General features: G+C 40.4%; 17 protein-coding genes. 8 read left to right on the forward strand and 9 right to left on the reverse strand.

Translation table 11 applies throughout. From position 1 onward, the window contains the following. Positions 1 to 48: 48 nt before the first annotated feature. From ACMUMK_RS03810 to ACMUMK_RS03825, 4 genes are all read right to left on the reverse strand, one after another. A complete protein-coding gene (locus tag ACMUMK_RS03810) occupies positions 49 to 1,167 on the reverse strand; it encodes a phosphoserine transaminase (protein WP_414699793.1) in 1,119 nt (372 codons plus the stop codon). A 160-nt stretch (positions 1,168 to 1,327) separates the two neighbouring features. After that, entirely contained in the window at positions 1,328 to 2,395 is a 1,068-nt protein-coding gene (locus ACMUMK_RS03815) for a transporter (protein WP_414699794.1), read from the reverse strand. 76 nt (positions 2,396 to 2,471) lie between these two features. Continuing rightward, positions 2,472 to 2,900, reverse strand: coding sequence for a hypothetical protein (locus ACMUMK_RS03820; RefSeq protein WP_414699795.1), 429 nt, complete (start codon positions 2,898 to 2,900; stop codon positions 2,472 to 2,474). Positions 2,901 to 3,004: 104 nt separating this feature from the next. After that, positions 3,005 to 3,457, reverse strand: coding sequence for an Lrp/AsnC family transcriptional regulator (locus ACMUMK_RS03825; protein ID WP_414699796.1), 453 nt, complete (start codon positions 3,455 to 3,457; stop codon positions 3,005 to 3,007). A 105-nt stretch (positions 3,458 to 3,562) separates the two neighbouring features. Here ACMUMK_RS03825 and ACMUMK_RS03830 point away from each other — a divergent pair, with 105 nt between their 5' ends. Then, positions 3,563 to 4,156: a LysE family translocator gene (locus ACMUMK_RS03830; RefSeq protein ID WP_414699797.1), complete on the forward strand. Its 594-nt coding sequence runs from the start codon at positions 3,563 to 3,565 to the stop codon at positions 4,154 to 4,156. A 9-nt stretch (positions 4,157 to 4,165) separates the two neighbouring features. On the opposite strand, the gene ACMUMK_RS03835 is transcribed toward ACMUMK_RS03830, so the two are convergent. The 5 genes from ACMUMK_RS03835 to ACMUMK_RS03855 all read right to left on the reverse strand — a co-directional run bounded on the left by ACMUMK_RS03835 (position 4,166) and on the right by ACMUMK_RS03855 (position 9,543). Then, complete coding sequence (locus tag ACMUMK_RS03835) at positions 4,166 to 6,865, reverse strand: ATP-binding protein (RefSeq protein ID WP_414699798.1); 2,700 nt, start codon at positions 6,863 to 6,865, stop codon at positions 4,166 to 4,168. Between the two features lie 153 nt (positions 6,866 to 7,018). Continuing rightward, positions 7,019 to 7,411 carry a DUF4426 domain-containing protein gene (locus tag ACMUMK_RS03840; protein WP_414700323.1) on the reverse strand — a complete coding sequence of 131 codons (393 nt, stop codon included), beginning with the start codon at positions 7,409 to 7,411 and terminating at the stop codon, positions 7,019 to 7,021. Between the two features lie 46 nt (positions 7,412 to 7,457). After that, the gene (locus ACMUMK_RS03845; RefSeq protein WP_414699799.1) at positions 7,458 to 8,000 is read right to left on the reverse strand and encodes a YggT family protein; all 543 of its coding nucleotides are present in this window, start codon (positions 7,998 to 8,000) and stop codon (positions 7,458 to 7,460) included. 24 nt (positions 8,001 to 8,024) lie between these two features. After that, entirely contained in the window at positions 8,025 to 8,846 is an 822-nt protein-coding gene (gene proC / locus ACMUMK_RS03850) for a pyrroline-5-carboxylate reductase (RefSeq protein ID WP_414699800.1), read from the reverse strand. Beyond that, positions 8,836 to 9,543, reverse strand: coding sequence for a YggS family pyridoxal phosphate-dependent enzyme (locus ACMUMK_RS03855; RefSeq protein WP_414699801.1), 708 nt, complete (start codon positions 9,541 to 9,543; stop codon positions 8,836 to 8,838). Before ACMUMK_RS03855 ends, proC begins: the two co-directional genes overlap by 11 nt. A 30-nt stretch (positions 9,544 to 9,573) precedes the next feature. Here ACMUMK_RS03855 and ACMUMK_RS03860 point away from each other — a divergent pair, with 30 nt between their 5' ends. The 7 genes from ACMUMK_RS03860 (at position 9,574) to ACMUMK_RS03890 (ending at position 16,026) form a co-directional block, all read left to right on the forward strand. Next, a complete protein-coding gene (locus ACMUMK_RS03860) occupies positions 9,574 to 10,617 on the forward strand; it encodes a type IV pilus twitching motility protein PilT (protein ID WP_414699802.1) in 1,044 nt (347 codons plus the stop codon). Between the two features lie 9 nt (positions 10,618 to 10,626). After that, complete coding sequence (locus ACMUMK_RS03865) at positions 10,627 to 11,739, forward strand: PilT/PilU family type 4a pilus ATPase (RefSeq protein WP_414699803.1); 1,113 nt, start codon at positions 10,627 to 10,629, stop codon at positions 11,737 to 11,739. Between the two features lie 32 nt (positions 11,740 to 11,771). Continuing rightward, positions 11,772 to 12,086 carry a DUF2007 domain-containing protein gene (locus ACMUMK_RS03870; RefSeq protein ID WP_414699804.1) on the forward strand — a complete coding sequence of 105 codons (315 nt, stop codon included), beginning with the start codon at positions 11,772 to 11,774 and terminating at the stop codon, positions 12,084 to 12,086. Next, entirely contained in the window at positions 12,076 to 12,990 is a 915-nt protein-coding gene (gene xerD, locus ACMUMK_RS03875; protein WP_414699805.1) for a site-specific tyrosine recombinase XerD, read from the forward strand. Before ACMUMK_RS03870 ends, xerD begins: the two co-directional genes overlap by 11 nt. A 141-nt stretch (positions 12,991 to 13,131) precedes the next feature. Further along, a complete protein-coding gene (dsbC, locus tag ACMUMK_RS03880; RefSeq protein WP_414699806.1) occupies positions 13,132 to 13,863 on the forward strand; it encodes a bifunctional protein-disulfide isomerase/oxidoreductase DsbC in 732 nt (243 codons plus the stop codon). An 81-nt stretch (positions 13,864 to 13,944) separates the two neighbouring features. Then, on the forward strand, positions 13,945 to 15,663 hold the full coding sequence (gene recJ / locus ACMUMK_RS03885) for a single-stranded-DNA-specific exonuclease RecJ (RefSeq protein WP_414700324.1): 1,719 nt from the start codon (positions 13,945 to 13,947) through the stop codon (positions 15,661 to 15,663). Between the two features lie 81 nt (positions 15,664 to 15,744). Next, positions 15,745 to 16,026, forward strand: a complete 282-nt coding sequence (locus ACMUMK_RS03890; RefSeq protein ID WP_414699807.1) for a hypothetical protein — start codon at positions 15,745 to 15,747, stop codon at positions 16,024 to 16,026. The last annotated feature ends 10 nt before the right edge of the window (positions 16,027 to 16,036 follow it).

Below are 16,036 nucleotides of genomic sequence, written 5' to 3' on the forward strand. Positions count from 1 at the left end.
GGGGGCAGTGGGGGTAACACGCCACTTTAAAAGTGGCGTATAAGGTGTTTATTTAGACTTTACTTGATGGTAAGCCCATTCAAGCCAAGGCAATAAGGCTGCTAAGTTGTTGTTTTCGATAGTAGCTCCGCACCAAATGCGCAAGCCTGCGGGGGCGTCTCGGTATGCACCAATATCATAGGCAACCGCGTTTTCATCAAGTAGTTTGATGACAGATTTTACTTGCTCGGCTGTTAAATCAAGGGTTAAGCAAACGCTAGTGTTTGAACGAATGCCTTTGTCTTTGACCAAAAACTCAATCCAGTCATGCTTGGCGACAAAGTCCTCTAGCGTAGCTAGGTTTTTATCAGCACGAGCTATGGTTTCGGTTACCCCACCGATAGATTCAACCCAGTTTAATGCGTCTAAGTAATCTACTACACATAGCATGGATGGCGTGTTGATGGTTGCACCTGTGAATAAATCTTCGGTTAGTTTCCCGTTTTTAGTCATACGGAATATTTTAGGCAGTGGCCAGCTTGGGGTGTAGCTTTCTAGCCTAGCGACGGCTTTAGGGCTAAGAATTAGCATGCCATGGCCGCCTTCGCCGCCTAAGACTTTTTGCCAGCTGTAGGTGATAACGTCTAGCTTTTGCCATTCTATTTCTTGAGCAAATACGGCTGAGGTGGCATCGCAAAAGGTTAGCCCTTTGCGGTTTGCGTCTATCCAATTGGCACTGGGTACGCGGGCGCCAGATGTGGTGCCGTTCCATGTGAATACCACATCATTGTCAAAGTTTACTTGAGTAAAATCAGGAAGCTGTCCATAGTCTGCACTATGAATGTTCACATCTTTGAGTTGCAACTGTTTAGTAATATCTGTGGCCCAACCTTGACCAAACGACTCCCAATATAAAACGTCAACAGGGCGTTCACCTAACATAGACCACATGGCCATTTCCATGGCGCCTGTATCCGAAGCCGGTACAACTGCTACGCGATAACCCTCAGGTAGTTTGAGTATTTTTGCTGTATCTAAGCAGGCGCTTTCTAAGGCTTTTTTACCAATAGGTGCACGATGGGAGCGGCCCAGTACAGACAAGTCTAAAGAATTAACATCATAACCAGGGCGTTTTGCACAAGGGCCTGAAGAAAAATTAGGATTTGCAGGTTTTTGGCTAGGGAGCATGAATTTTCCAAGGTTTATTTGGGGCTAAATTAAAGTGCTAGCATACAAGTGATTGTTAAGCTCGGCTAGTGTTCAAACGGTATCAAATATAGCAATTAGATAGGATACCGCAGCCTTATCAAGTTGCTTGCTAAGGCTGCAAAATGGAGTTGTGCAACTCTTAAAAGGCCAACTGGTATCCTATGGTGAACATATTGTCCATTTCCATTTGTACGCCGTTGACGTCTTGGATGACAGGTATTTCGTATTCAAATGCGACTCTGTGTTTGTTGGCTATTACAGTGTTTATGCCTATAGCTGCCATTAACAATGTACCACCGTAATTGGCAGGGTTGGCGGTTGTAACGGGAGCGGTAAGGTTTTCGTCTTCACCTACAATTTCTTGAGTTTTGTTATAGGTTAGCCGAGCAGTTGCACTTACTGCGTCTGAAAACCCATAGTTTGCCCAAGTGCTTAGTTTTAGAGTTTTACCGGTTTCGTAATCTTCATCATTTTCTGAAAGTGCAAGATTATACAAGCCTTGTGCGCCCCAGCTTAGGTTGTCTTTATTACCATTGTAAGTTAAACCAAATTCAGCTCTGTGGCTGCCTCCGCCTAATTGCATACTGTAGGGTAAGCGCAGGTTAGTGAGCATATTCATGGGCGTTAGCACTTGGTCAGTCTCTTCAATTGAACCTGTAGGTAATACCCAGCCAAGGTTTACATGAAACTTATGCTCTGGTGTATCTATTAAGCTGTAAAGCATAGTTAGCTTAGTGTCACCTAAGCCGGAACTTGCGGTATTGAAATTATCTAAAACTGTAGTTCCGGATGCACCTGAGTAGGTGGTTAGCGTCATGTCATTATCAATATAATTAACCATGGCCATAAGGGTGACATGGTCAGTTGGTGCATACATAAAGCCAAGCATGTGCATGTTTTGTGTCATGGTTTGCGGCACCACTCTGACATAATTCATTGAGCTATTGGGCGCGGTTACTGAGGTGACTATGTCATCGTCAGAAATACTGTCGCTGCCTTGTAAGTTGCCTGACATGGACATTTGCATAAACCGATAGGAAAACATGAATTCCCCTTTTTTGTGTAAATGGTCTCCCATTACACCAATAGGTGCGTGATCCGTCGCTTTTAAATTTGATTGTTGTGCTTCATCACTAAAGGCTTGTAGGGGTAATGCCATGAGCCCAGAGGTAACTAGGCTAGTAAGTATAGAGCTAGATTTAAGCATGATAACTTCTCTTAATTTAATCAAAATGGGAGACGCTAATTAAAACGTCATGATTATTTTTTGGTAACAGACAGACTTAACTAAGAGAAGGTGGCCCTCGGGTTAAGGGAAGTTGATGTTTTGCATTTGGATATAAGGCTTGGAAATAGCAAATATTAAGATTGCTATCTGCTGGCCTTACTAAATCTCCAAGGTTGTTGAAGATAAAGCCATGATATTTTGAGTCACTTAAGTAGCCATAAGTACAGTGTAAATCGCTGAGGTTTTCGGGGCTATTTTCAGGCGGATCAATATATTCTACTTTGCCTGTTTGTTCATAGACTGAAAGCGACATCCACTTGTAGCTGGTACCAGTACAAATTAAAACGCTATCTTGATCCGCAAAATCAGTGGCATGACTCACCATAGAGGCAGATACGTAAAGGCTCACAATGCCGTTAAACAACAAGGTCAATATCAGAGTAAATACGATATTTTCACTAGGTTTTTTAACAAGCTTTCTCAAAAAAGGCGGCCTTATTTGGTAGGGTGGATTATTCTACCCAGCTGAGTGAGTGGGGTGCAAACATTTTTGCTATTGATGTCATTTATTTACTCATTTACTGGGGACTAGGCACGTTCATCTTTTGCAGATTCCATCACCACATGGGTACTGATTGTGCTGACTTGTGGCAAGGTGCCGAGTACATCAGTATGAAAGGTTTTATAGGTTTTTAAGTCTCGGGTTTCTACCCGTAAAATATATTCAAATGCGCCTGTTACATTGTGACATTCTTTGACTTCATTGGCTTTAATAATGGCTTGTTCAAATGCTTCCTGAGAGCCTTTGGTGTGTTCTCCTAAGCCAACGGTGACGTAAGCTATAAAACCTTGTCCTAATAATTCGTTGTCGAGAATTGCTCTGTAGCCTTTAATGGTGCCGTTGTTTTCTAATTCTTGAACCCGTCGTAAGCAGGCTGATGGTGAAAGCCCAATTTTATCTGCAAGTTCTGCGTTAGATATGCGACCATTGTATTTTAGTTCTTGCAATATTCTGTCGTTTAGCTTGTTCTTTTTAATCATATCTTGCTTTATGTTTTGTTTTTTCGGTTATTTTGCACGAATATTTATCATAACATTGTTTATAATTGCATTAATTTAAAATATCTAAAACCTACAACATTACTTATGACCTACGAGATTTTCAGCGCCTTGCTACTTTTTACTTTGGTGTCTTCTGCTACGCCTGGGCCTAACAATTTGATGTTGATGACCTCTGGGGCTAACTATGGATTTAAAAGGACTTTACCCCACTTATTGGGGGTTAATCTGGGATTTATGTTTATGGTTGTGCTGGTAGGCTTAGGGCTGACAAAATTATTTGATGCTTACCCTGTAATTTATAATATTTTGAAAGTGGTAAGCGTGGCTTATCTTTTATACCTAGCTTTTAAAATTGCTACATCTGATCCTACTATGGCCAGCAATAAGGGCGAGTCAAAGCCTATGTCTTTTATTCAAGCAGTTATCTTTCAATGGGTTAACCCAAAGGCTTGGACAATGGCGCTAATGGCTATAAGTGTGTATGCACCATCCAATAATGTCGAAGCCGTATTGTTTGTTACTATGGTTTTTGGGATGGTTAATTTGCCCTGCATTACAGTTTGGACAATTTTAGGAAAAAACATTCGACGCTTTTTAACCAACTCAAAGCGCTTAAGGGTATTTAACTGTCTTATGGCAAGTATGTTGGTGGTGTCTTTATACCCAATGTTTTTATGATATGTGCTGTTATTTATCTTTAATGGGCAGGTATTTAGCTATGACTTTTTCAAGAGACTGTTGATTGATAGGTTTGGTTAAATAGTCATTCATGCCAACGGATTTACCTTTATCAATATCTTGTTGCATGGCATTAGCTGATAACCCACATATAACCAACTCTTTGTAACCAAGCTCTCTTATTTTAGTGGTGGCTTCGTAACCATCCATTAGGGGCATTTGTATATCCATGAAGACCATGTCGTATGTGGGAGATTTTTGGATTTGTACTACAGCTTGACCGCCATCATGTGCCACATCATAACGTACCCCCAATGATTTTAGCATTTCACTGATAACAGCCAGATTAATATCATTGTCTTCTACTATCAGCACGTACCCAGAATACTGAGGGATATTCTCATTAGGCCTGTCAAATCTGCTAGGAATGGTCACCAGCTTGTTAGAGGTAAAAAGCTTCATTAAAAATTGGCTGCACTGCTCAGGAATAAAAGGGTGATAAAGAAATTCTACGTCCCAAAATAGTGTGATCTGCTTGGGTAAACTCTTTAAGTGCGAGTGTGAAACAAAACCAATGGCAATTGACTTTTTGTGTAGATAATCAATGGCATCAAAAAACGACTGTAGGGCACTTTGCTCATCTATATCTAGAACTACTATGTCACCTTTTTTAATGTCATCAACTGTTACTGATAGCTGTGTCAGTGGCATGTGATGGTAATCTAGCGCCATTTTTTCTAAATAACTATGGTGTAAAAAGCCGTTTCTATTACTGCTAAAGTAATAGAGCTTAGTGGTTAGGTGTGTAGCTTCATTTAGCACCTGTTCATCATTGCTACTTCTTTTAAGGGGAAGACTTACCGTAAATGTGCTTCCTTTACCTTTTTCAGATTGCACACTTACATGCCCAGACATTAACTCAACAAGTTGTTTTACTATGGATAAGCCTAAGCCTGTTCCACCAAACACTCGGCTAGTTGAGCCATCTGCCTGAGAGAAAATATCAAATACCTTACTCACCTGACTCTGTAGCATGCCTATCCCAGTGTCTTTTACTGTGATGATAAAGTTTAAGTCTGTGTCGTTTTTAGGTATGAAATCAATATTGATAAACACAGATCCATTGCGAGTAAACTTAATGGCGTTGCTACATAAGTTCAGTATTATTTGGTTTATTCGTAACGGATCGCCAATCAACGTACTTGGTAGTTCTGGGTTGATGTATAAACGTACATCTAATCTTTTATGTCGTGAGCCGCTTTCTATGCTGGCTAAAATACTACTGAACATATTGTTGGTATTGAACTCTATGCTTTCGATATCTAGCTTGCCAGCTTCAATCTTAGAGAAGTCTAATATGCCATCAATAAGGTTAATGAGTATCTGCCCAGAGTATGACGCTTTTGTTAGCTTTTCGGTTTGGTCTGGGGTTAACGGGGTACGCATAAGTACTTCAAGCATGCCAATAATACCGTTCATTGGAGTGCGAATTTCATGGCTCATATTGGCCAGAAATCTACTTTTAGTTAAGGTGGCTTGCTCAGCTTTTTTATTGGTTTCAACTAGGGTTTGGTTGAGTCGCTCTTGTTGCTCATTTAGTGATTGGGACTCTTCTAATAGGGTAACCGTTTGTTTGTTTTTCTTATGAAATATATCTGCTGCTTGTGCTAGCTCTCCAATCTCATCGGTGCGATGAAGGTTAGGGATTTTATCTATACTCTCGCCTTTTGCTAGTCTTCTAAATACATGAGTTATGTTACTCACTGGTAGCATTATTTTGTAAATTAAAAACAGCGTAGTGAATATGGTTAACATACTTCCAAACAAAGAAAACACCACGCTGCTTAAACGAGAGCTATCAATAGACTCTTTAACGGCTTGATTAGTTTTATCTAAGTTTTGGGTCACTAAATCATTTAATTGCCTTGCTAAAAGCAGAAATTCATTTGCCGAGCCTGTCATAACAACGTTGGCTAAAAACATGTATCCACGGGTAATTTTTGTTAACCGTGCAAACTCTACTTTTACATTACTTAAATTCTCAAGGGCTTGTTGCACTTGGGCTTTGTTGCTATTGATTTGTTCAACATCGCTTTTAACGGCAGCGATTAATTGGTTAAAAGGCTCTACTATCGATTGGTCTGGGGCTAAAAGGTATTGTAATAACAGTGTTTCTGCTTGTGCTAAATGAAACTTGGCTGCTTGAAAGTTTCGCTCATTAATATGAGTTGCGTTGGGTTCTAGGTCAAAGCCTTCAAATGCTAACCCTAAATTATTTAACACGCCTTCTTGATAAAGCTTTTCTCGGTTACCTCTTCCCACTATGACACTATTGAAGTTTTCTTGATAATCGTTGAGGTGTGCTTTCATACGCTTGATGTAATCAAGGTATATATTCTGATCATGCTCTTTTTCGGTGAGTTTAGTCAGGGTTTCTAAGTTATTTAAACTCTTAGCCATAAGCACATTAAAGCGGCTGATAGAGGACTCGTTAGCTAAGTTTTTGTAGATTAAAACGTTGCGTTGTAAATCAATAACATCTCTTTCTAGCTCTCTTACCAAGCTAACTTTTTTGGCTATTTCTTGAGTTTGGTCTAATGCTTCAGTGAAGACAGACTGTATATTTCTAGATAAGAATGTTTGGCACAGCATTAACACCACAAAAATAGTAGATATTAATAAAATCTGAAACTTAATGGTTCTAAACATAAATATTCCAAGTTCTGTTTAGAATTCTTATAGTATTTTCGCGAAAATCTTTGCTCACAACTCGTCCTTAAAATAACAAGCGAACATTAATATAAAGGAAAATATACGTCCATTAGCCTTTAGTTTGAATTAGGCGGTTTGTTTCTTTACCGCCTATTCTGCATAAAATTTATGTTGAAATTTCAAAGTTTCTTGTTCTGTTCCATCATTCAAATTTACTGTCATTCGGTATTGTTCTAAGTCACTAAAAGAAAGCGGAGCTAAATAATAAATAGCGCCACCTTGGGTTACTTTCTTAAAGGATAACTTTTTAACTACACCTAATAAATTTTTGGCTTCACCAGTCACTACCACAGACTGCGCCGTTTTGTCTTGCTTATCAAGTACAGAAATATTTATTACAGCATTATATTTGCTTCGCAAAATACCATAATGCTTGGCTATTTCTGGGGTTAAAAATGTGCTGTTTATCGCTATATAGTGTACTTCCCAGCTTCCCAAATCGGCTTTTTGTTCTGCTTGAACCTGAGAAGCAAAGATTCCCATGATGCAAATTAAAATCTTAAGCCAATATGATGAACCCTTATTTTGTTTAATAAATACCAAACCATTCACCTAATAAACTTTGTACAAAAAATAGCAATAAGATAACCACCATTACCGATAAGTCTAACCCGCCTAAGTCAGGCATACGTCTTCGAATAGGTGCTAATAGTGGCTCTGTAAGCTGCCCCATGACTAACTCGATAGGATTACGTCCTTGACTAACCCAGCTTAATATTGCCCTTAATATTAAGACATAAATTAACAAGCTTAAGGCTTCTTTAAAAACGGTAATCACAGCGAATAGAGCAATTTGAATGGGGGTAACTTCGATGCCTCCTGCGACTAAACGTATCACGATGAGTTTAACCGCCGCTACTAAGAAAGCTAACACTAGGGTAGCGGTATCTAACCTTCCTACCGATGGCAGTATTCTGCGTAAAGGCCCAATTATTGGGTGTGTGGCTTTGACTACAAACTGGCTAAATGGATTGTAAAAGTCTGCTCTGGCGAATTGTAGCCATAAGCGCAGTAACACTACCATAAGGTACAAGTTAAATAGTGTATCAATAAGCATTAAAACTGAGTTCATTGGGCGTTGTGTTCCTAATCTTTATTAAAACTGACGAGACATTTCTTCAGCTCGTTGCACTGCTGCTTGCATTGCTTTGGCTATAATTTTTTCTAAGCCTTGTTGTTGTAGTGCTTCAACTGCTTTTGCTGTAGTGCCACCTTTAGAAGTGACTTGGGTGCGCAGCTCACTTAATTCAAGGTTCGGGTTATGACAAACCATTTCAGCTGCACCTAACATGGCTTGTTGAACGAGTAAGCGCGCGGTGGATTTTGTAAATCCCATTGCCATCGCTTCTTTTTCCATGGCTTCTAGGAATAAGAAAAAATAAGCCGGGCTACTTCCCGCTGCAGCGATAACGCCATCCATCATAGGTTCTTCTTCAACCCAGGCTATTTTTCCTACTTGTGATAATAGGTTACCTGCAAATTCTTTATCTTCAGCTGTTATATTTGCGTCAGCAAACAGGCCCGTCATGCCTAATGCAAGGGCACTTGGAGTATTGGGCATAGTACGAATAACTGAATAGTTACCACCTAGCATTTCTTTAAGTCTGGTTGTGGTGATGCCCGCTGCGATAGAGATAAATAATTTATCTGATAAATCGATGGTGCTATCGATAGCTGCGCTTACCTGCTCCATAAGCTGTGGTTTGACTGCGAGAACTACAGCCTGTGCAAACTCTATCGCTTGATTGTTATCTTGGGTGATATTTATGCCACACTCATCTTTCAATGCATTTAGTTTGGCCACAGAAGGGTTACTAGCAATGATGAGATCTGCTGGATAACCGTTCTTTATAAGTCCACCTATGATGCTTTTGGTCATATTACCGGCACCGATAAAAGCGATTTTTCTATGTTGCATTAGATTCCTTAGTTTGATTACGTGTTCCAAATATAGCAGTACCTACTCTTATCATAGTGCTACCATTATTTATGGCGTGCACCATGTCACCAGACATCCCCATGGAAAGGGTATCTATATTTGGATATTTTAATTTCAAGGCATTAAACAAATCAGCCATTTTTCCAAAGCTGTGCTGCTGTTGTTCTGGTGATTGCTGCCCTTTGGGGATAGTCATTAAGCCCCGCAAGCACAAGTTAGGCATTATTACTATTGCCTCTATAAATTCATTTAACTCTTCTACTTTGATGCCAGCTTTGTTTGGATCGCTGTCGATATTAACTTGGACACAAATGTTTAACTTTTTGTTTTCTGGGCATTGGTCATTTAAACGTTGCGCAATCTTAAGACGATCAATGGTTTCTACCCAATCAAAATGCGTTGCCACAAGGCGGCTTTTATTTGACTGTAATGGCCCTATAAAATGCCACTCTATATCATCAAGATCTTGCAATGCTTGAATTTTTTCAATGCCTTCCTGTACATAGTTTTCACCAAACAAACGTTGTCCAACTTCATACGCTTGGACAATATCAGATACGGGTTTAGTCTTACTAACCGCTAGTAATTTTACGCTATTTGAAGGACGATGAGCTTTTAAAGTTGATTGCTTAATCGTTGTTTGTACGCTTTTAAGTCGTTCTGCTATTGTTTCCATACTGCAACATCATATACGGAGAATATTGCTTTGGATATTACCGAACTTTTGGCCTTTAGTGTTAAAAATAAAGCCTCTGATTTACATCTTTCTGCTGGATTACCCCCAATTATTCGTGTTGATGGCGAAATGCGAAGACTGAATATCCCTGCCTTAGAGCATAAAGAAGTGCATGGATTGATATATGAAATCATGAATGACAAGCAGCGTAAGGAGTATGAAGAAAACTTAGAAACTGACTTTTCCTTTGAAGTAAAAGACTTATCCCGTTTTAGGGTGAATGCTTTTATGCAAAACCGAGGGGCAGCTGCAGTACTTAGGACCATCCCTAGTGAAATTTTGAGTTTAGACGATTTAGGTGCGCCAGATATATTTAAAGATATTATTAATCAGCCTACGGGTATTGTGCTGGTAACTGGGGCGACAGGTTCCGGTAAAAGTACCACCTTGGCAGCTATGATTGACCATATCAATAAAACAAAGCGTGAACATATTTTGACCATAGAAGACCCTATCGAATTTGTGCATGAAAATAAAATGTGTGTACTCAATCAAAGGGAAGTGCACAGAGATACCCATAGTTTTAACAACGCTTTGCGCTCAGCTTTGCGGGAAGATCCAGATATTATTTTAGTGGGTGAGCTTAGGGATTTAGAAACAATACGTTTAGCGATATCTGCAGCCGAAACTGGTCATTTAGTATTTGGTACATTACATACCAACTCTGCACCTAAAACTATAGACAGGTTGATTGACGTGTTCCCTGCGGCTGAAAAGTCCATGATACGTTCAATGTTGTCAGAATCACTCAGAGCGGTTATTTCGCAAACCCTGTTGAAGAAAAACGGCGGTGGCCGTGTGGCAGCCCACGAAATTATGCTGGGGATCCCTGCTATTCGTAACCTTATTCGTGAAGATAAAGTGCCACAAATGTACTCGGTGATTCAAACAGGTCAATCCCATGGTATGCAGACTATGGATCAGTGTTTACAAAAGCTGGTGGCGCAAGGGTTGATATCACCACAAGATGCCGCGGCAAAGTCTGTCGATAAAAAAACATCTAACGGTTTTTAAGGATATATTATGGAACTCTCCCCCTACCTTGAAGCGATGCAAGACTTAGGTGCATCAGATTTATTTGTGACGGTTGGCTTCCCTGTTAGTGCAAAAGTGAATGGGCAAATGACACCTGTTGGCAGCAGTAATCTAACTGAAGAAGAAGCGTTAGCGTTAGTTCATGATGCAATGAATCAAAAGCAACGTGACGAATTTGATTCAACTAAAGAATGTAACTTTGCCATAGCCCGGGATGATATTGGACGTTTTCGTTGCAGTGCCTTCTGGCAAAGAGACATGGCCGGTATGGTAGTAAGGCGTATTGTCACTAAGATTCCTCAAGTAGAGGCGTTAGGATTACCTGAAGTCTTGAAAGATGTGATTATGTCAAAGCGAGGTTTGCTTTTGTTTGTGGGTGCTACCGGAACGGGTAAGTCTACTTCTCTTGCGGCACTTATGGGGCATAGAAATCAGCATTCTCGAGGTCATATATTAACCATAGAAGATCCTATTGAATTTGTGCATGAGCACGGTAACTGTGTTGTAACGCAACGTGAGGTGGGAATTGATACCCAGTCCTTTGATGATGCCTTAAAAAGCTCTTTGCGTCAGGCGCCAGACGTAATTTTGATTGGGGAAATTCGTTCAATGGAAACCATGGAATACGCTATGTCTTTTGCTGATACAGGGCATTTATGTGTGGCGACACTCCATGCTAATAATGCCAACCAAGCTATTGAGCGTATTATGCATTTAGCCCCACCAGAGCAGCATGAAAAACTAAGGTTTGACTTAAGTTTAAATATGCGAGCCATAGTGGCGCAGCAATTGGTGCCTACACCTGATGGCAAAGGTCGAGTTGCGGCCATTGAAATACTATTAAACTCCCCCCTAGTGACAGACCTAATTCAGCGCAATGAAATAGGTGGCTTAAAAGAAGCCATGAAGAAAGGCAAAGAGATGGGAATGCAGAGTTTTGATATGGCACTGTACGAATTATACAAAGCAGGCAAGGTAACTTTAGAGCATGCCATTCACCATGCTGACTCGCCAAATGATCTACGATTAATGATTAAGTTGGATTCTGATGAAGGAAATCAGCTAGGATCACTGTCTAATGTATCTATTGATATGGATTAATAGATAAATTGTAGACATAAGTTGGTGGCCAAGTGAAAAAAGTATATACCCATAACGACCGTTTTATGGTGTTTCAAGTAAAGCAACTGTTGGATGAAAAAGGCATTGATTGTTTTGTAAAAAATGAATTTGCAATTGGTGGTGTCGGTGAATTGTCCGCAGTTGATGCTAGCCCTGAAGTATGGATCCTTGATGAGGAGTGGTTGCCTAAAGTAGAGCAATTTATTCGCCGCTTTGAGGAGCAACCCGACAGCTCTCAGTCGTGGCTTTGTAATACCTGCAATGAGTTAAACGAAGCTAGCTTTGAAGTATGTTGGCAGTGCGGTACGGATATTTATGATAATTAGCCCTGCAGATAAAGAGCAAATTGAAGCTTTTATCGAGGCTATGTGGTTAGAAAAAGGCTTAAGTGAAAATACCTTGAGTGCTTACCGTGCTGATTTAACGAAGTTTTCAGGTTTTTTGAAGCAATCTTCGGCTAACATCGGTGAAATTGAATTAAGTAACTTTACCCAGGAAACCTTAAATCAATACCTTGCGATGCGGATTGACGGCGGCTTGTCGCAGCGCAGTACTTCTAGAGTTTTGAGCAGCATACGGGCTTTGTGCCACTATATGCTGCGCCAAAAAATCCGGGCTGATGATCCCATTAGTTTAATGCAAAACCCCAAGCTGCCTCAGACATTACCAAAAACCTTAAGTGAAGCGCAGGTTGATGATCTACTTAATGCCCCGCTACCTGATGATCCTATTCAACTAAGGGACAAGGCTATGTTAGAAGTTTTGTATGCCACAGGTTTGCGAGTAACAGAATTGATTAACTTAAGAATGGATCAAGTCAGCCTGCAACAAGGCGTGGTTAGGGTTACAGGTAAAGGTAATAAAGAAAGGTTAGTGCCCTTAGGTGAAGAAGCCATTGAATGGCTAGCAAGGTTTATCAAAGAGGGGCGAATATTATTACTTAAATCTGAGAGTGACATTGTATTTCCTAGTAAACGCGGGGTGGCCATGACAAGGCAAACCTTTTGGCATAGAATAAAAATCTATAGTCAGTTAGCAGGTATAAAAAACGATTTATCACCCCATACTTTGCGCCATGCATTCGCTACTCATTTATTGAACCATGGGGCGGATTTACGAGTGGTACAAATGCTATTAGGCCATAGTGATTTATCTACTACACAAATATACACCCATGTAGCCACAGAGCGTTTACAGAAGCTAGTAGCGGAGCATCACCCAAGAGGTTAGGGTGCTAAAAGAGGCTGAATCAGGTGTTGGGTTAGTGGTTTGCTTCCGTTACACTTAAGCATTAACAAATTAAACTATTTTATTTGAAATTATTTTCCCTCTTTAGGGTCATATTATTATTGAAATTACTTGGGAAACCTAATGAAAGCACGGACAAAAATTAGCAGCATTTTAGCTGGTTTAATACTAAGCGTTAGTTTTAGCTCATCGGCAGCTGATGACACTGCTAAATATGAACAAGCAAAAGCTAAAATTCAAAACAATTTAAACATGCAAGTAACGTCAATTGGTGATGCACCTATCCCTGGTTTATTACAGGTATTAACTAATCGTGGTTTGTTTTACACCAGCTTAGATGGGCAGTATTTATTGCAAGCCCGTATTTACGATACTGAAGATGGTATGCGTAACCTCACCGAAGAGTCGCTTGGTCAAGTTCGTCTTGATGGCATTAAGGCGTTTGAAAACGATACAATTGAATACAAAGCTGAAAACGAAAAATATGTTGTAAATGTTTTCACAGACATAACTTGTGGTTATTGCCGTAAGCTACACAATCAAATGGAAGAGTACAATGACTTAGGCATAACTGTACGTTATTTAGCTTTCCCTAGGGCCGGTATAAATAGCGCGCCATATAATGATATGGTGTCTGTGTGGTGTTCTGATAACCCACAAGAAGCTATGAATAACGCTAAAGCTGGGGCGAGTGTTACTCGTAAAAATTGTAGTACTAAAGTTGCTCAGCAATATCAGTTTGGTCAGCAAATTGGTGTTGGTGGCACGCCAAATATCGTTTTGCCTAATGGCGCTGTAATACCGGGCTATCAACCTCCCCATGAATTAGAGAAAGCTTTAAAAGCGATAATGTAACCCCCTTGTTAGTTATTATTCCAAGCCCGTTTATAGCGGGCTTTTATTTTTCCTCAAATTAGATTATCCCTTATGCCCGTTGTGCAAATCCGCCGTAGAGAACATCAAACTAGTAGTCATTTACCTGACTCAATTCATCCGATAATAAAACAGATTTACGCTGACCGCGGTATTGAAAACGAAACTCAGCTGCAACGAAATGTGCAAGCTTTATTACACTACCAAGATTTAACTGGAGTCAATAAAGCAGTGGAGCTACTGGCAAATGCAATAGTTGCAGAGCGCAAGATCATGGTTATTGGCGACTTTGATGCCGATGGCGCAACCAGTACCGCTCTGAGTATGTTGTCACTCTCTTGGCTGGGCTCGAAAAATCATGATTATTTGGTACCGAACCGCTTTGATTTTGGCTATGGGTTAAGTCCCGAGATAGTTGAAGTGGCTCACCAACAAAAAGCACAACTAATCATGACAGTTGATAATGGTATAGCTTGCTTTGCTGGGGTGGCGAAAGCCAAATCACTGGGCATAGAAGTGGTTATTACCGATCACCACTTGGCGGCGGAATCTTTGCCACAAGCTGATGCAATCGTGAATCCCAATCAGCCTGGTTGTGAGTTTCTGTCTAAAAACTTAGCTGGCGTTGGGGTGGCGTTTTACCTGATGTTGGCTCTACGGGCCAAATTGAAAGAAATAGATTGGTTTGAAAACAAAGGTATCAATATACCAAATTTAGCAGATTTGCTCGATGTGGTGGCCTTAGGTACGGTTGCCGATGTTGTTCCGCTGGATGCTAATAATCGTATTTTAGTGCATCAAGGCTTACAAAGAATTAGAGGTAATAAGTGCCGACCAGGTATCAAAGCCATTATGGAAGTTGCCTCTCGTGATAAGCGCCGTATGCAGGCTTCTGATTTGGGATTTGTGATCGGTCCAAGGTTAAATGCAGCAGGGCGCCTCGACGATATGTCTTTGGGTATTGAGTGCCTACTCACAGACTCTGACACCAAAGCACGGCAAATCGCAGTGCAACTTGATGGCCTTAATCGGGAGCGTCGCGAGATAGAAGGGTCGATGCAAGAAGAAGCAGTAAAGGCGTTGGAGAATCTAAACTTGGAAGCAAGTCAATTGCCTTTTGGTTTGGTTTTATATGAAGAGAACTACCATCAAGGTGTTATAGGTATTTTAGCCGGGCGTATAAAAGAAAAGTATTTTCGGCCAACTATAGCCTTTGCACACCATGACGATCATACCCTTAAAGGTTCAGCACGCTCGATCCCTGGATTACATATTCGTGATTTACTCGAAGAGCTGAGTAGTCGTTACCCAGATATCATAGGTAAGTTTGGTGGGCATGCTATGGCAGCTGGCCTAAGCTTGCCTTTGCGTAACCTAGAGGCATTTAAACAAGCATTTAACCAATTAGCTGAAGAGGCATTAGCTGGTAAACCCTTGGCAGGTGAGCTAGTGAGCGATGGTGAGTTAGCGGCTGCAGATTTTACTTTGGAATTTGCTCAGCAAGTGAAAGAGGCCGGGCCTTGGGGACAGCAATTTCCCGAGCCTTTATTTGACGGCGAGTTTGAACTTCTAGAGCAGCGGCTTGTGGGGGCTAAGCACTTAAAAATGATGCTTAAACATACAAGTGGAATTTTAATAGATGCCATCGCTTTTAATATCGACTTAACACTGTGGCCTAATCCTGCATGTCGTCGAGTTAGTGTGGCATATAAGTTAGACATAAATGAGTTCCGAGGTAAAACCAGTCTACAATTACTAGTTGATGGTCTGGTGGCGTTATAATCTTGCTGTTTAAGGGTTAAGCATTTATGAAATACCCTAGAAGTGCTAGACTACTTTCTTTATCGAATTAAAAAAAATGTTATGGCAAAAAAATCCGACGTAGAAAAGTTACTAGACAAGCACGATAACCTCACACATTCAGAAGATATGTCTGTGGTGTCCCATGTTCAAAGAAAAGACGATGATTGGTTTGCTAATACGCTGATGATTGACGGCATTGATGTTCCTTTCAAATTTCGCCGTAGAAAAATGTATAAAAATCTAACGGGGGCGAGAGTTAATCTGACTTATTACCCTATCACCGAAGATATTGCTGGAATGGAGTTTGAAGCCATGAAAGTTGTACGTATTAAAGTTAGTTAATCTCCCTATA

Origin of the sequence: Paraglaciecola sp. 2405UD69-4, assembly GCF_047525415.1 — a bacterium.
Lineage (GTDB): Bacteria > Pseudomonadota > Gammaproteobacteria > Enterobacterales > Alteromonadaceae > Paraglaciecola.

Excerpts from the sequence above, each read along its gene's own strand:
- ACMUMK_RS03810 (WP_414699793.1), bottom strand. The coding sequence starts at position 1,167 with ATGCTCCCTAGCCAAAAACCTGCAAATCCTAATTTTTCTTCAGGCCCT.
- ACMUMK_RS03815 (WP_414699794.1), bottom strand. The coding sequence starts at position 2,395 with ATGCTTAAATCTAGCTCTATACTTACTAGCCTAGTTACCTCTGGGCTC.
- ACMUMK_RS03825 (WP_414699796.1), bottom strand. The coding sequence starts at position 3,457 with ATGATTAAAAAGAACAAGCTAAACGACAGAATATTGCAAGAACTAAAA.
- ACMUMK_RS03830 (WP_414699797.1), top strand. The coding sequence starts at position 3,563 with ATGACCTACGAGATTTTCAGCGCCTTGCTACTTTTTACTTTGGTGTCT.
- ACMUMK_RS03835 (WP_414699798.1), bottom strand. The coding sequence starts at position 6,865 with ATGTTTAGAACCATTAAGTTTCAGATTTTATTAATATCTACTATTTTT.
- ACMUMK_RS03840 (WP_414700323.1), bottom strand. The coding sequence starts at position 7,411 with ATGGGAATCTTTGCTTCTCAGGTTCAAGCAGAACAAAAAGCCGATTTG.
- ACMUMK_RS03845 (WP_414699799.1), bottom strand. The coding sequence starts at position 8,000 with ATGAACTCAGTTTTAATGCTTATTGATACACTATTTAACTTGTACCTT.
- proC (WP_414699800.1), bottom strand. The coding sequence starts at position 8,846 with ATGCAACATAGAAAAATCGCTTTTATCGGTGCCGGTAATATGACCAAA.
- ACMUMK_RS03855 (WP_414699801.1), bottom strand. The coding sequence starts at position 9,543 with ATGGAAACAATAGCAGAACGACTTAAAAGCGTACAAACAACGATTAAG.
- ACMUMK_RS03865 (WP_414699803.1), top strand. The coding sequence starts at position 10,627 with ATGGAACTCTCCCCCTACCTTGAAGCGATGCAAGACTTAGGTGCATCA.
- xerD (WP_414699805.1), top strand. The coding sequence starts at position 12,076 with ATGATAATTAGCCCTGCAGATAAAGAGCAAATTGAAGCTTTTATCGAG.
- dsbC (WP_414699806.1), top strand. The coding sequence starts at position 13,132 with ATGAAAGCACGGACAAAAATTAGCAGCATTTTAGCTGGTTTAATACTA.
- ACMUMK_RS03890 (WP_414699807.1), top strand. The coding sequence starts at position 15,745 with ATGGCAAAAAAATCCGACGTAGAAAAGTTACTAGACAAGCACGATAAC.